The 14,806-nt window shown below is 67.4% G+C and carries 13 protein-coding genes; 4 read left to right on the plus strand and 9 right to left on the minus strand.

Features of this window, described 5'->3' with window-relative positions; translation table 11 throughout:
• Positions 1–43 precede the first annotated feature (43 nt).
• The 4 genes from ndk to ileS all read right to left on the minus strand — a co-directional run bounded on the left by ndk (position 44) and on the right by ileS (position 5,714).
• Positions 44–457: a nucleoside-diphosphate kinase gene (gene ndk, locus AC1DN2_RS09540; protein WP_018773361.1), complete on the minus strand. Its 414-nt coding sequence runs from the start codon at positions 455–457 to the stop codon at positions 44–46.
• A 73-nt stretch (positions 458–530) separates the two neighbouring features.
• Positions 531–986 (minus strand): DUF4233 domain-containing protein, encoded by a 456-nt coding sequence (locus tag AC1DN2_RS09545; RefSeq protein ID WP_476850139.1) that lies wholly within the window; start codon positions 984–986, stop codon positions 531–533.
• A gap of 3 nt (positions 987–989) precedes the next feature.
• Positions 990–2,348, minus strand: coding sequence for a bifunctional folylpolyglutamate synthase/dihydrofolate synthase (locus AC1DN2_RS09550; protein ID WP_223917442.1), 1,359 nt, complete (start codon positions 2,346–2,348; stop codon positions 990–992).
• A gap of 3 nt (positions 2,349–2,351) precedes the next feature.
• Positions 2,352–5,714, minus strand: a complete 3,363-nt coding sequence (ileS, locus tag AC1DN2_RS09555) for an isoleucine--tRNA ligase (RefSeq protein ID WP_476850140.1) — start codon at positions 5,712–5,714, stop codon at positions 2,352–2,354.
• A 444-nt stretch (positions 5,715–6,158) separates the two neighbouring features.
• Between ileS and AC1DN2_RS09560 the strand changes: the two genes are divergently transcribed.
• Positions 6,159–7,220, plus strand: coding sequence for an endonuclease/exonuclease/phosphatase family protein (locus AC1DN2_RS09560; RefSeq protein ID WP_476850141.1), 1,062 nt, complete (start codon positions 6,159–6,161; stop codon positions 7,218–7,220).
• On the opposite strand, the gene AC1DN2_RS09565 is transcribed toward AC1DN2_RS09560, so the two are convergent.
• From AC1DN2_RS09565 to AC1DN2_RS09575, 3 genes are all read right to left on the minus strand, one after another.
• Positions 7,217–8,281 (minus strand): glycerophosphodiester phosphodiesterase, encoded by a 1,065-nt coding sequence (locus tag AC1DN2_RS09565; RefSeq protein ID WP_476850142.1) that lies wholly within the window; start codon positions 8,279–8,281, stop codon positions 7,217–7,219. The two genes, AC1DN2_RS09560 and AC1DN2_RS09565, sit on opposite strands and share 4 nt — an antisense overlap.
• A gap of 172 nt (positions 8,282–8,453) precedes the next feature.
• Positions 8,454–9,245 carry an SDR family oxidoreductase gene (locus tag AC1DN2_RS09570; protein ID WP_476850143.1) on the minus strand — a complete coding sequence of 264 codons (792 nt, stop codon included), beginning with the start codon at positions 9,243–9,245 and terminating at the stop codon, positions 8,454–8,456.
• A gap of 27 nt (positions 9,246–9,272) precedes the next feature.
• On the minus strand, positions 9,273–9,662 hold the full coding sequence (locus tag AC1DN2_RS09575) for a DUF488 domain-containing protein (RefSeq protein WP_476850144.1): 390 nt from the start codon (positions 9,660–9,662) through the stop codon (positions 9,273–9,275).
• A 106-nt stretch (positions 9,663–9,768) separates the two neighbouring features.
• Between AC1DN2_RS09575 and valS the strand changes: the two genes are divergently transcribed.
• Positions 9,769–12,387: a valine--tRNA ligase gene (gene valS / locus AC1DN2_RS09580; RefSeq protein ID WP_476850145.1), complete on the plus strand. Its 2,619-nt coding sequence runs from the start codon at positions 9,769–9,771 to the stop codon at positions 12,385–12,387.
• A gap of 90 nt (positions 12,388–12,477) precedes the next feature.
• Here valS and AC1DN2_RS09585 read toward each other — a convergent pair whose 3' ends face one another.
• The gene (locus AC1DN2_RS09585) at positions 12,478–12,771 is read right to left on the minus strand and encodes a putative quinol monooxygenase (RefSeq protein WP_290370347.1); all 294 of its coding nucleotides are present in this window, start codon (positions 12,769–12,771) and stop codon (positions 12,478–12,480) included.
• Positions 12,772–13,057: 286 nt separating this feature from the next.
• On the opposite strand from AC1DN2_RS09585, the gene AC1DN2_RS09590 reads away from it, so the two are divergent.
• Positions 13,058–13,531, plus strand: a complete 474-nt coding sequence (locus AC1DN2_RS09590; protein WP_243177222.1) for a DUF6325 family protein — start codon at positions 13,058–13,060, stop codon at positions 13,529–13,531.
• A gap of 1 nt (position 13,532) precedes the next feature.
• Positions 13,533–13,679, plus strand: coding sequence for a hypothetical protein (locus tag AC1DN2_RS09595; protein ID WP_155855732.1), 147 nt, complete (start codon positions 13,533–13,535; stop codon positions 13,677–13,679).
• A 521-nt stretch (positions 13,680–14,200) separates the two neighbouring features.
• On the opposite strand, the gene AC1DN2_RS09600 is transcribed toward AC1DN2_RS09595, so the two are convergent.
• A complete protein-coding gene (locus tag AC1DN2_RS09600; RefSeq protein ID WP_459386006.1) occupies positions 14,201–14,806 on the minus strand; it encodes a mycothiol-dependent nitroreductase Rv2466c family protein in 606 nt (201 codons plus the stop codon).

The following is a 14,806-nucleotide window of genomic DNA, read 5'->3' on the forward strand; positions in this document are numbered from 1 at the left end:
CTTAACCGTCCCCTCGCTGGCGGAGGCCGTCCCGAAATTCGGGCTAGAACCAGATCTTGATCTCGCGCTCGGCGGATTCCGCCGAATCCGAGCCGTGGACCAGGTTCTGCTGGACCTTCAGGCCCCAGTCGCGGCCGAAGTCGCCGCGGATGGTACCGGGCGCCGCCGTCGTCGGGTCCGTGGTGCCGGCGAGGGTGCGGAAGCCCTCGATCACGCGGTGGCCCTCGAAGATCGCGGCGACCACGGGGCCGCTGAGCATGAACTCAACCAGCGGCTCGTAGAACGGCTTGCCGACGTGCTCCTCGTAGTGCTGCTCCAGCAGTTCGCGGCTTGCGTCGACTTTCTTGAGCTCGGCCAGGGTGTAGCCCTTGGCTTCGATCCGGCTCAGGATGGCGCCGGACAGGTTGCGGGCGACGCCGTCGGGCTTGATCAGGACGAGGGTGCGCTCAATGCTCACAGCTGCTCCAATGTGTTGGGGTGGGATTTGGGTCAAGTCTACGGGGTTCGGGCCAGGTGCCCGGGATGGACGTTCAGGCGCTCTTTCCCGGCGCGGGGCCCTGGGGGTGGGCCGCATCCCAGTCAGCCTGCTCGCGCTCCCGCTGGGCAGCTTCCCGGTCAATCCGGATGCCGGTCCGGATCCCGTACCACCACGCCACGGCGAAGAGCGCGCCGACGAGGTACATGGCAGGTTCCACGAGGCCGCACAGGATCAGCACGAGCTGCAGGATCCAGCCGAGGGCCACTCCCCACGGCTTCGAGAGGACCGCGCACGTGAAGATGAAGACCAGGCAGAGGCCGATCCCCACCGAGAAGACCAGGGCCGCGGGATATTCGTTCCGGTGCAGTCCAAAGACGGCCAGTGTCCCGAAGAGCACCACGAACGCTTCCAGCAACAGGACCGTGGAGGCGAACATGACCTTCGTCGACCGTCGTTTTTTGGGCATGCCCGGGCGCCATTCGCGCTGGGCTTTGGTGAGTTTCGCCATCGCTTAAGCGTCCGCCTTTCCGAGCAGGATCCGGGCATCCGCGACGAGCGTGATGGAGCCGGTCACGAGGACCCCGCCGGCGGGCTCGTCGTCGGCTTCGGCCCGTTCCACGGCCCATTCGAGGGCATCATCGAGCTTCCCGGCGACGTGGATGTTCTCCTCGCCGAAGCCCAGGTCAACCGCGATTTCGGCCAGGTCCTCGGCCGGGACGGCCCGGGGCGAGTTGGACTGGGTGAAGCAGTATTCGGTGGCGAGGCCGCCCAGGGATTCCTTGAGCTGGCGCAGGATCTCCTCGGCGTCCTTCTCCCGCAGAACGCCGACCACCACCACCAGCTTGGTGAAGTTGAAGGCCTCGTGGATGGCCTCGGCGGAGACCCGGATGCCCTCCGGGTTGTGGGCCGCGTCCACGATGATGGTCGGCGCGGTGCGGACCACCTCAAGCCGTCCCGGGGAGGTGACTGAGGCGAAGGCCTCCTGCAGGATCTCGGCGTCGATCGCCTTTTCCCCGCCAAAGAACGCTTCCAGCGCGGCAATGGCGACGGCGGCGTTCTCGGCCTGGTGCGCGCCGTGCAGCGGCACCAGCAGGTCCTCGTAGCGTCCGGCGATGCCCTGGATGGTGACCATCTGGCCGCCGACCGCGACGGTGCGGGATTCGACGCCGAACTCCACGCCCTCGAAGCGGAACGGCACGTTGACCTCTTTGGCCTTTTCCAGCAGGACCTGGGCCGCGTCGACCGGCTGCGCCGCGCTGATGAGGAAGCTGCCGGGCTTGATGATGCCGGCCTTCTCGTAGGCGATGTCCCCGGTGGTGTCGCCCAGCAGATCGGTGTGGTCCAGCGAGATCGGGGTGACGACGGCCACCTGGCCATCGCCGACGTTCGTGGCGTCGGTGATGCCGCCCAGGCCCACTTCGATCACGGCGACGTTGACCGGCTGGTCAGCGAAGACCGCGAAGCCCAGGATCGTCAGGCACTCGAAGTAAGTCAGCCGGGGCTGGCCCGCCGCCTCGAGTTCGCCGTCCACGATCTGCAGGTAGGGACGGATCTCGTCCCAGATCCGGACGAACGTCTCATCCGGCACCGGGGCGCCGTCGATGCTGATCCGCTCGGTGACCTTGGACAGGTGCGGGCTCGTGTAGCGGCCGGTGCTCAGGCCGTGGGCGCGCAGCCCGGCCTCGATCATCCGGGCCGTGGAGGTCTTGCCGTTGGTGCCGGTGACGTGGATGATCGGGAACGCCTTGTTCGGCTCCCCCAGGATTTCCATGGCCCGGTGCAGCGGGGCGAGCCGCGGCTCCATTTTGTTTTCCGGCGCCCGGCCCAGCAGCTCGGCGTAGACGCTTTCAACGGAGAATTCATCGGTCATGGTTTAGGCTCCAACTTTCTTGGCAACGCTGACCTGTGGGTCCTTGATGTCGGCCGCCAGGGTTTCCAGCTCGACGGTCAGGGTTTCGGTCTTGACCAGCTCCGCGTTGGCCAGCAGCGCCTCGACGACGTCCTGCTTCGCCGTGACGGACGTGCTGATCCGGTCGCTGACATTGAGTCCGGCGTCCTTGCGGGCCTGCTGGATGGCGCGGACCATGTCACGGGCCAGGCCCTCGGCCTCCAGCTCCGGGGTGACCTCGGTGTTGAGGACCACGAAGCCGCCGCCGGGAAGCACGGCGGCCGCGCGTGAGCCTTCGCCTTCCGCGGCCTCGGCCACGACGGTTTCCAGGGTGTACTCCTGCGGTTCGAGGTCGAGGCCGCCGGCGGTGACCACCCCGGCGTCGCTGACCGACCAGTCGCCGGACTTGGAGCCCTTGATGGCCTGCTGGACGTTCTTGCCCAGGCGCGGGCCGGCGGCCCGGGCATTGACCACGAGCTTCTGCTCGATGCCGAACTCCTCCGGGGAGGCGCTCTCGGCGTCCAGCAGGCGGACCGAGCGCAGGTTCAGTTCATCGGCGACGACGGCGGCGAAGCCGCCCAGCGCGTCCGCGCCCGGTGCCACGACCGTGAGTTCCTGCAGCGGCAGGCGCACGCGCAGGTTCGCGGCCTTGCGCAGCGAGGAGCCGGTGGAGCAGATCTGCTGCACCCGGTCCATCGCCTCGACCAGGCCCGGGTTGGCCGGGAACAGTCCGGCATCCGGCCAGTCGGCCAGGTGCACGGAACGCCCGCCGGTGAGGCCGCGCCAGATCTCCTCGGAGATCAGCGGCAGCAGAGAGGCGGCCACGCGGGTGACGGTCTCCAGCGCGGTGTAGAGCGCGTCGAAGGCGTCCACACTCTCGTCGAAGAAGCGCTGGCGGCTGCGGCGGACGTACCAGTTGGTGAGCATGTCCAGGTAGCTGCGCAGCTCGTCGCAGGCGCCGGAGATGTCGTAGCTGTCCAGCTGGGTGGTCATGTTCCGGACAAGGTCCCCGGTGTTGGCCATGAGGTACTGGTCCAGGGTGTCGGCGTAGCCGTCGTAGCGGAGCTTCGCGTCGTACCCGCGCCCGCCATCTGCCGCGTTCGTGTACAGCGTGAAGAAACTGTAAACGTTCCACAGCGGCAGTATGACCTGACGGACGCCGTCGCGGATGCCCTGCTCGGTGACCACGAGGTTGCCGCCGCGCAGGATCGGGCTGGACATCAGGAACCAGCGCATGGCGTCGGAGCCGTCGCGGTCCAGGACCTCGGAGACGTCCGGGTAGTTGCGCAGGCTCTTGGACATCTTCTGCCCGTCCGAACCCAGCACGATGCCGTGGCTGATGACGTTGCGGAAGGCCGGACGGTCGAACAGCGCGGTGGAAAGGATGTGCAGCATGTAGAACCAGCCGCGGGTCTGGCCGATGTACTCGACGATGAAGTCCGCCGGGTTGTGCGTGTCGAACCATTCCTCGTTCTGGAACGGGTAGTGGACCTGGCCGTAGGGCATGGAACCGGAGTCGAACCAGACGTCCAGGACGTCCTCGACGCGGCGCATCACGGACTGGCCTTCTTCCGGAGTGCGGGGGTCATCCGGGTTCGGGCGGGTGAGCTCGTCGATGAACGGCCGGTGCAGGTCCACCTGGCCGGCCTTGTTCAGCGGCAGGCGGCCGAAGTCGGCCTCGATTTCGGCCAGGGAGCCGTAGACGTCGGTGCGGGGGTAGTCCGGGTCGGTGGACTGCCAGACGGGGATGGGGCTGCCCCAGTAGCGGTTGCGGCTGATGGACCAGTCGCGGGCGTTGGCGAGCCACTTGCCGAACTGGCCGTCCTTGACGTTGCCCGGGATCCAGTTGATGTCCTGGTTGAGCTCGGACATGCGGTCCTTGAACTTGGTGACCTCGACGTACCAGGAGGACACGGCGCGGTAGATCAGCGGGTTGCGGCAGCGCCAGCAGTGCGGGTAGCTGTGCTCGTAGCTGGCCTGGCGGACCAGGCGGCCCTGGGCGCGGAGCACCTGGGTGATGGGCCTGTTGGCCTCGAATACCTGCAGCCCGGCGATTTCGGCGAGGTCGCCGTGGCCGAAGAGCGGCAGGAACTTTGCGCCTTCGTCGACCGAGAGGACAACGGGGATGCCGGCCTCTTCACAGATCTTCTGGTCGTCTTCGCCGTAAGCGGGGGCCTGGTGGACGATGCCGGTGCCGTCGGTGGTGGTGACATAGTCGGCCACGAGGAAGCGCCAGGCGTTCTCGGTGCCGTACTTTTCGGCGTCGTGGAAGTAGTCCCAGAGCGGCTCATAGCTCAAGCCGTTGAGCTCGGCGCCGGTGTGGCGGGAGGTGATCGCGGCTTCCGCGGCGGCGGCACCCTCGGCCCCGTCGCCGTAGCCGAGGTCCTTGGCGTAGGCGGCCAGGAGGTCCGCGGCCAGCAGGAAGCTGCCCGTGACGGGGGCGTCGGCCGCCGCGGCCTTGATCCCGTGCGGGCCGGCCGGCAGGACCACGTAACTGATGTCGGGCCCGACGGCGAGCGCCAGGTTGGTGGGCAGCGTCCAGGGCGTGGTGGTCCAGGCAAGTGCCTGTACCCCGGCGAGCTGCCTGGACAGCTCCGAGTCCCCTGCCGTGATGGGGAACGTGACCGTGACGGTCTGGTCCTGGCGGTTCTTGTAGACGTCGTCGTCCATGCGCAGCTCATGGTTGGACAGCGGCGTCTCGTCCTTCCAGCAGTACGGCAGGACGCGGTAGCCGTTGTAGGTCAGGCCTTTTTCGTGCAGCTGCTTGAAGGCCCAGAGCACGGACTCCATGTACTCGACGTTGAGCGTCTTATAGTCGTTTTCGAAGTCCACCCAGCGCGCCTGGCGGGTGACGTAGCTCTTCCATTCGTCGGCGTACTTCATGACGGAGGCGCGGCAGGCGTCGTTGAACTTGTCGATGCCCATGGCCTCGATCTGGGTCTTGTCCGTCATGCCCAGCTGCTTCATGGCTTCCAGCTCGGCGGGCAGGCCGTGGGTGTCCCAGCCGAAGCGGCGCTCCACGCGGCGGCCGCGCTGGGTCTGGTAGCGGCCCACGAGGTCTTTGGCGTAGCCGGTCAGGAGGTGGCCGTAGTGCGGCAGGCCGTTGGCGAAGGGCGGGCCGTCGTAGAAGACGAACTCGTTGGACCCGTCCTGACCAGCATCCCGCTGGTCGATGCTCGCCTGGAAGGTGCCGTCCTGGTCCCAGTATTTGAGGATGCGCTCTTCGATCTCCGGGAACTTCACGGAGGCAGACACCCCGGAGGTGTTGGAAACTGCGTTGGAAGCCGCGTTTGACGCAGAGGTGGTGGAGCCGGCGCCTGTGGCGGAGGCCTTGGGGTAATAAGTCATCTCGACATCCTGGGTTGAGCTGGTGAACACATGCATTCAGGATGCGAGGACGGCCCTGTTGTCTTCCGACACCACGGACCGCGGTACCACCTCACTTACCGCCACCGGTCCGCTCCCCTTCGCGAAAGGTTCTGCACCGGCGTCGGCCGCTCATTACTGCTGTGACGGGCTTACCCGTCCGGTTCTACTGGCCCGTGCACGCACCGTGGCGACTAAATCTCCACCTCACGCGAGGGTGTTCTTCCGGAAGCTCACCGGTGATGGCCGGGTCAAAGCTGCTACGTCGATGGTACCGGAGAAAATAGTGCGTTTCACTGCCCCGCTGCAGTGACGGGCAGTGCGACTGCATTTCACAGCTACTAACTCCGCTGTGAGGGGCGACGCCGGCGGTCCGACTGCATAGACTCATGCCATGACCGTCCCCCGGCCGCCCCGGGCCTACCCGTGAAGCGCCGCAGCGCGAGCCGCCGGTGGCAGGTGTCCTCTGTCCTCTGCGCCGCGCCCGTTGCGGTGGTATCCATCTTCCGGGCGGTCCCGGGGCCCTGGCCGGCCCCGGTGGTCCAGCTCGTGGCCTTCACGCCCTGGTTCGCGCTCCCTGCGGGCGCGGCCCTCCTGCTCGCGCTGCCGGGGCGGCGTCCCTGGGCGGCACTCCCGGCCGGCGCCCTCCTGGCCCTCCAGCTGCTGTGGCTGTTCCCGCCGGACCGGGTGGCGGACAGGCTTCTGCCCCCACAGGCGGATTCGCTGCCTGGCGAGCAACGGAGCACGGGGCAGGCACAGTCCACAGCCCCGGCGCCGACGGCGGAACTTACGGTCATGAGCCTCAACGCCTGGAAAGGCCAGGCGGACGCCGCGGAAGTTGTCCGGCTGGTGCGTGAAAACGGTGTCGGGCTCCTTGCCGTCCAGGAACTCTCCCCGGACCTGGAAAAACGGCTGGACGCGGAGGGGCTGGACGCGCTGCTTCCGCACCGGATCAGCCGCTCGAGGGACGGCGCGGGCGGCGGCGCCGTGTACTCCTCACGCCCGATCATTCCGGTGGACACCGTGGACGGTTCCGCCTTCCACATGCCAACGGTGCAGCTGGAGCTCGACGCCGGCGGCCGGCCGGCCCCCCTCACCGTGACCAACGTGCACACCAAGGCTCCGGTGTGGGGCCGGGCCGGGCAGTGGCGGAGTGAATTGGCTGCCCTGGGCCGCCTTGCCGCCCGTCCCGGCAGCATGCTGCTGCTGGGCGACTTCAACGCCACCCTCGACCACGCCGAGTTCCGCCAGATCCTTCAGGGCCCTGACGGCACCGGGCCCGGCGGCCCCCGCGTCGACGCGGGCGCCGCCGCCCTGGCACGGCTGGTTCCGACCTGGCCGATGGCCGGGCCCCCGCTGCCGGGCGTGGTGATCGACCACATCGTGACCAGCCCGCAGGTGGGCAGCAGCGGCTATGCCGTGCTGCCGGTGGCCGGGACGGACCACGCGGCGGTCCTGGCCACGTTGTCCGTCCCCGCGGCGGACTAGCTGCGCGGCAGTTTCATGCCGGACTCGGCCATCACGTCACGGAGCCGGTCCGGGTAATCCGTGATCAGCCCGTCCACGCCGGCACCGATGAGCGCCCGCATGGTGGGCTTGTCATCAACGGTCCACGGAATGACCTGCATGCCTGCCGCATGGGCACGGCGGACCATGTCGGCGGTGACGTAGGGAACATAGCCCGGATCCGTCACGGCGCCGTCCTGCGGCGTGCCGTGCACGGGAGAGATGGCGTCGAAGCCCAGGGACGAGGCTGCGGCGACGAGGTCACCGCCGAAGTCATCGGCGTCGATGCCGCCCAGCCACGGCGACTTGCCGGGCTGGCCTGCCTGGAGGAAGTCCTTGTTGGTCAGGGCCACGGTGCGGATCTGGGGATCGCGCTGCTGGACCAGGCGCAGTGAGCCCCAGTCGAAACTCTCGATTGAGACTCGGCTCTGCATGTGGGCGGCCTTGATTTCGCGGAGCGCGACGTCGACGAACTGCTCCCGCGGGGCCGTTTCCTGCGGCGCCCCTGCCTCGACCTTGGTTTCGATGTTGAACTTCACCTGGCTGGCGCGGTGCGAGTCCGCCAGGGCGAAGACCTCGGCCAGCGTGGGCATCTTGGCGCCCGGCGAGGCCACCTGGCCCGGGAACTGGGGCAGCGTGAGGGTGCCGCAGTCCAGGCTGCGGACCTGCGCGAACGTCAGGTCCTTGATGTATTTGCCCACGTAGGGGAACTGTGGGTCGTTCGGCGTGACAGGAGCCGTATCCAGGCACTTCTGGCCGCTGATCTTGCGGTCGTGGGTGATGACCTCGTGGCCGTCCTTGGTGATCTGGAGGTCCAGTTCGAGGGTGGAAACGCCGGTCTCGATCCCCTTGGCGAAGGACGCCAGGGTTGACTCGACAGTCAAGCCGATGCCGCCTCGATGGGCCTCGAGGTCAAAGTGGTTGCCCTGGCTGTTGGGGTTCGTGTCGGCCGCGTGGGCCTCGGCGGCGTTTGCCTGGGCAGCGGCGGCGAGGAGCAGGGCTGCGCTGAGTACGGCAGCGCCGAGCTTCGTCGGGGTTCGCATGGGAAAGTTCTCCACTCTGGTGGTGTGCAGTTGCATGCGCCACCTTGCCCAACCCCGGCCAACTCCGGACCAGCGCAGCCTGACCTGCGCCCCACGCCTCGGTGAACGTCAGGTGTCGCAGCCGGATGTCCCGGCCCCTTGCCCCGCCCTTGGCCCCGCTCCTGGCCCCGCCCTACTGGTTCTTGCGGATCAGCTTGTAGTTGGCCGCCTGCGCCACCGGGCGGATCACGATCTGGTCCAGGTTGATGTGGTGCGGCGCGACGACGGCGTAGCGGACCACATCGGCCACGTCCTCGGCGGTCAGTGGCTTCTCGACTCCCTGGTACACCTTGGCCGCCGCGTCCTGGTCGCCGAGGCGGTTCAGGGCGAATTCCTCGGTCTGCACCAGCCCGGGGGCCACCTCGATCACGCGGAGGTTGTGCTCGGCCTCTTCGAGCCGCAGGGCGCCGGTCAGGGCGTGCTGGGCGAACTTGGCCGCGTTGTAGCCGCCGCCGCCCTCATAGGCCGCGAGCCCGGCCGTGGAGGTCAGGTTCAGCACGGTTCCCTCGCCGCAGGCACGCAGCATGGGCAGGAACGCGCGGATCAGCTTCATGCTGCCCAGCACGTTGACCTGGAACATCCATTCCCAGTCCTCGGTTTTGGCCCCGGCGACCTTGTCGGCGCCGCGGGCACCACCGGCGATGTTGATCAGCGTGTCGATGCCGCCGGCGCGGGTCACCTCATCGAGCAGCCGGGCCACATCGGCGTCGTCGGTCACATCGGCGGGAAGGGCGATGGCGCCGGTTTCGGCGGCGAGCGCTTCGAGCCGGTCGGCACGGCGGGCGACGGCGAACACGGTCCAGCCTTCCTTGCGGAGCGCACGCACCGTGGCCTCGCCGATTCCGGTGCTGGCGCCGGTGACTACTGCTGCTTTGGCTCCTGCTGCAGTGAATTCTTGTGTGTTGTTGTCGATTCCCTCAGTCATGGCACCACAGTAACGGCAATGCCGGGCTCATTTCCTGCTGCTGCTGCCGTGCTCCAGGAACTCCTGCAGCACCCGGGCATGGTTGGTCTCCGGGTCCCGTGCACCGAACAGCAGCGTCACTTTCCCGTGCTCCGCCGCGAGTCCGTACAGCGTCTGCACGGCCGAGTTGCCCTCGAGCTCGGCTTCGTAGGCCGCCCGGAAGTCCGCGAACCGTTCCTGCATGTGCCCGAATTCCTTGCGCAGCGGTGCAGACGGTGCCACGTCCTTGAGCCAGAGCTCCAGGTGGGCCCGTTCCTTGCTGACTCCGCGGGGCCAGAGCCGGTCCACCAGGACCCGGCAGCCGTCGTCGTCGGAAGGGTCGTCGTAGATGCGCTTGATCACGAAGGTTCCGGCAGAATTACCCTGAGAATTGCCCATCTGCGCATGCTACTTCACGTTACTTGGGCGGCGCCCACACCCGGAGATCCCGCCGCCGGCCGCATCCCGTACATCAGGGGATGGGAGTTAGTGGAAGAATTGGCCCATGGCTGAAGACAATCAGGGTACAGACACGCCCACCACCGCCCCCATCAACGTTCCGGACAAGCCCGCCCTGGAGGGGCTGGAAGAGGCGCTTACGCAGCGCTGGCTTGGCGAAGGGACCTACAAGTTCAACCCGGACACCACCCGGGAGCAGGTCTACTCGATCGACACTCCCCCGCCCACGGCATCGGGATCCCTCCACGTGGGACACATGTTCTCCTACACCCAGACCGACGTCCTGGCGCGCTATCAGCGCATGACCGGCAAGAACGTCTTCTACCCCATGGGCTGGGACGACAACGGCCTGCCCACCGAGCGCCGCGTGCAGAACTACTACGGGGTGCGCTGCGATCCCGCGATCGCCTACGACGCCGGCTACCGCCCCCCGGCCGAGCCCGCCAAGAACCAGCGCGACTTCGACGTCATCTCCCGCAAGAACTTCATCGAGCTGTGCGAGGAGCTCGCGGTCGAGGACGAGAAGGTCTTCGAGCACCTGTTCCAGACCCTGGGCCTGTCCGTGGACTGGGATCTGACCTACCGGACGATCGATGACAAGTCCCGCGCCATCTCGCAGCGCGCTTTCCTGGCCAACCTGGCCGCAGGCGACGCGTACATGGCCGAGGCCCCCACCCTGTGGGATGTCACGTTCCGCACCGCCGTGGCCCAGGCCGAGCTCGAAGACCGCGAAGTCGCTGGCGCCTACTACCGCTACCCCTTCTTCACCGAAGACGGCGAAAAGATCTTCATCGAAACCACCCGCCCCGAGCTGCTGGCCGCCTGCGCCGCGCTCGTGGCCAACCCCGACGACGAGCGCTACAAGCCGCTGTTCGGCAAGAAGGTCACCTCTCCCCTGTTCGGTGTCGAGGTAGAGGTCAAGGCCCACCCGCTGGCCAAGGCAGACAAGGGCTCCGGCGTCGCCATGGTCTGCACCTTCGGCGACCTCACCGACGTCACCTGGTGGCGCGAACTGCAGCTGCCCACCCGCGCGATCGTGGGCCGCGACGGCCGCATCATCGGCGAGACCCCGGAGTGGATCACCACCGAAGAAGGCCGCGCCAACTTCGCGGCCATCGCCGGCAAGACGGTGTTCAGTGCCAAGGAGTCCGTGGTGGAGCTCCTGGCCGCCGCGGAACTGCTTGACGGCGAGCCCAAGAAGATCATGCACCCGGTGAACTTCTTCGAGAAGGGCGACAAGCCCCTCGAGGTCGTCACCTCACGCCAGTGGTACATCCGCAACGGCGGACGCGACGAGGACCGGCGCGAACGGCTGATCGGCCGCGGCAACGAGATCGAGTTCCACCCCGCCTTCATGCGCTCCCGCTACGAGAACTGGATCTCGGGGCTCAACGGCGACTGGCTCGTGTCCCGCCAGCGCTTCTTCGGCGTGCCGGTACCGGTCTGGTACCCCCTGGATGCCGACGGCAACCCCGAATACGACGCACCGATCGTCCCGTCGGACGCGCAGCTGCCCGTGGACCCCGCGGCAGATGCGGCCCCCGGCTACGAGGAAGCCCAGCGCGACGTGCCCGGCGGCTTCACCGGCGACGCGGACGTCCTCGACACCTGGGCCACGTCCTCCCTGACCCCCCAGATTGTGGGCGGCTGGAGCACCGACGAGGCGCTCTTCGCCAAGGTCTACCCCTTCGACGTGCGCCCGCAGGGCCATGACATCATCCGGACCTGGCTGTTCTCCTCCGCCGTCCGCGCCGACGCGCTGCAGAAGACCGCACCGTGGAAGCACGCGGCCATCTCCGGCTGGATCCTGGACCCGGACCGGAAGAAGATGTCCAAGTCCAAGGGCAACGTCATTGTGCCCACGGATGTGCTGGAGGAGTACGGCTCCGACGCCGTGCGCTACTGGGCTGCCTCGGCCAAGCTCGGCGCGGACACCGCCTACGAGATCGCGCAGATGAAGATCGGCCGCCGCCTGGCCATCAAGCTGCTCAACGCCTCCAAGTTCGTCCTGAACCTGGGCGCCACCGAGGACTCGGTCGTCTCCGGCGACCTGTCCGTGCTGAGCAACCCCTTAGACCGGGCCGTCCTGGCCCAGCTCGCCGACGTCGTCGAGCAGGCGACCAAGGCATTCGAGGGCTACGACTACGCCCGGGCGCTGCAGATCACCGAGAGCTTCTTCTGGAACTTCACCGACGACTACGTGGAACTCATCAAGGACCGTGCCTACGGTGCGGCAGGCGAGGAGCAGCAGGCATCCGTGCTGGCCGCCCTCGCGACGAGCCTGGACACCCTCCTGCGGCTCTTCGCGCCGTTCCTGCCGTTCGCCACGGAGGAAGTCTGGAGCTGGTGGCGCACCGGTTCCGTGCACCGCGCCCAGTGGCCCTCCGCCATCACGGTCGACGGCGACACTACCCTCCTGGCCACGGTCGGCACCGCGCTCAGCGGCATTCGCAAGGCCAAGTCCGAGGCCAAGGTCAAGCAGCGCACCGAGGTGCTGTCCGCGACGATCACCGCCTCGGAATCCCGCACGACCCAGCTCAAGGCCGGCCTCGCCGACCTCAAGGCCGCGGCCAACGCCCGTGAACTGGCGCTTGTCGCCGGCGAGGGTGAACTGGCCGTCAGCGACGTCGTGCTGGCACCTGCCGAGCCGCCCGTCCAGGCGTAGTCTCCGGCGGAAACAACACGAAGGGGCCCTCGGCCCGGTTCAGAGAAGCAATTCTGATCCGGCGGGGCCCCTTCGGCGTCGCGGGGAGGCTCAGACCGCGAAGGACGTCTCGAAGTGCGTCAGCACCGGCGGGGCGGCCAGGAGTTCTGCCAGCCCGCTCGCGCCGTCGCCTGCGCGCCAGGCGCGATAGGCGGCGTCGTGTTCCATCGATACCCACTGTTCGACCACGAGAAAATGCGCCGGATCCGCGCTGTCGACCAGCACGTCGACCCCGAGGCAGCCGTCAAAGGCGCGCGTATCGGAGAGAATATCGCGGAGCACCGCGGGCGCCGTGGGCAGGGCTTCGGCTTTGACGTTCAAGTCGAGATGGGCTGTAACGGGCATGGCGCTCCAATGTTCGCAGGTGGGGACAGGACAAAACCGGGTACAACCGGGCGGGTTGCCCGGAGATCACGGCACGGGGACCGCTGCCCCGTCATTGGAAGCAACAGCCGGGCCGCCGGGCTTGTTCCTTCGGCCCGGAACCCGGGGCGGCACAAGCAAGTCCTACCGCTGAGGAGTGAGGTCACCCGGCACGGGTGAGGCGCCGCACCTCACCGGGGGCACAGAATGAAGGTGCAGCGGTCCGTCGGATCGCCTCGAACCCCAAGAAGAAGCGGAGGTCATACGCATGACTGAGACACTCGATGAACTGGGGCCGGTCGACTGGATCGTCGTTGAATTCCCCGGACCCGATTTCGGCAAGGGCCAGATCGCCCCGTTCCTGGAGGACCTGGTCCAGCGTGACCTCGTCAGGGTGCTCGACATGGTGTTCCTGAGGAAGATGGAGGACGGCACTCTCGAGACGGCGGAGATCTCCGATCTGGACCCGAGCGAGCTCGGCGAGGTGCGCACGGCCGAGGCCGACCTGGCCATGGTGCTCTCTGAGCAGGATGTCATGGACCTGGCCGAGACGATCGCGCCCGGCCACTCCGCCGCGGTGCTCGTCTGGGAGAACCTGTGGGCGGCCCCGTTCGGCACGGCAGTCCGCAAGGCCGGCGGCCAACTCGTGGCCAGCGGTCGGATCCCGACCCAGGCCGTCATCGCCGCCTTCCAGGCCGATGCCGAAGACCAGTCCCCTGAAGAAGCGATAGAAGGAGCCTGACATGCCACTGGCAGCACGACGCAGACGCAGGACCGCAGCCGCCGTCGGCGGGGCCGTTGTCGTCGCCCACGGGATCAACCGTCGCGGCGACCGCCGGGAAGACCGCCGTGACGACCGCGGCGACCGCCGGGAAGACCGCCGCGACTAACACCCGCGGCTGACCCCCGCGACTGACAACGCGGAGCCGGCCCCGGGCACCCGCAGGTGCGCATGACTCCTCCCGGGTCGTGCGCACCTGAACAATGCCCGCTCCCCCAACCGGGGAAGCGCCCCTGGACGGCGATCTGACGAATTTGGTCACACTGCTTTGGGCCGCACTGTTTTTGGGCAAGGTGTTTTTGGGCAAAGGGGAAGCCCCATCAGCGTTAGCCGTTGGTGGGGCTTCGACTTTTCGATTGTCACGTGACGTCATAGACAATCTGGCGGGATCCTTAGACTTTCAGGTCTTCCTACCTCGTCACTGGTAGCCATCATCTGACTTTGCCGAAGGCTGCGTCGGATGAGTGTCACTGAATCTTTGGTTCCTGCGTCCCTCTTCTTTCGAAGTGGGTAAGTTCCATTGTTGTCCTCCGGCCTGCTGTGCACAAGAGCCCCGGCAGAACTACATCGGAGTAGTTCTGCCGGGGCTCCCGGGAGGCCGGGCAGCGGCCCGGCCCGGCGTGTTCAGGCCTAGTTAAAGACCGGGCTTTCGGTACGGCTGCGCTTGATTTCGAAGAAGTACGGGAAGGATGCCAGGGTCACCGTGGCGTCCCAGATCTGTCCTGCTTCCTCGCCGCGCGGGATGCGCGTCAGGACCGGGCCGAAGAAGGCCGTGCCGTTGAAGGCGACGACGGGTGTGCCCACGTCCTGTCCGACCAGCGAGATGCCTGCCTCGTGGCTGGCGCGCAGCTTTGCATCGAATTCGTCGCTCTGGCCCGCGGCGGCAAGCTCGGCCGGCAGTCCGGCCTCGGCCAGCGACTTGGCGATGACCTCGTCAATGTCCTTGATGCCTTCGTTGTGGATCTTGGTGCCCATGGAGTCATAGAGCGCCTTGATGAATTCGGCACCGTGCTGTTCAGCGGCGGCGGTGATGACGCGGACCGGAGCCCACGCCTTCTTCATGAACTCGCGGTACTGCTCGGGCAGTTCCTCGCGGCCCTCATTGAGCACGGCGAGGCTCATGACATGCCACTCGGTCTTGATGTCGCGGACTTCTTCGACTTCACCGATCCAGCGGGAGGTGACCCAGGCGAAGGGGCACATCGGGTCGAACCAGAAGTCGGCTTTGTTGGTCAT

The organism is Arthrobacter sp. 01L42, assembly GCF_056400005.1.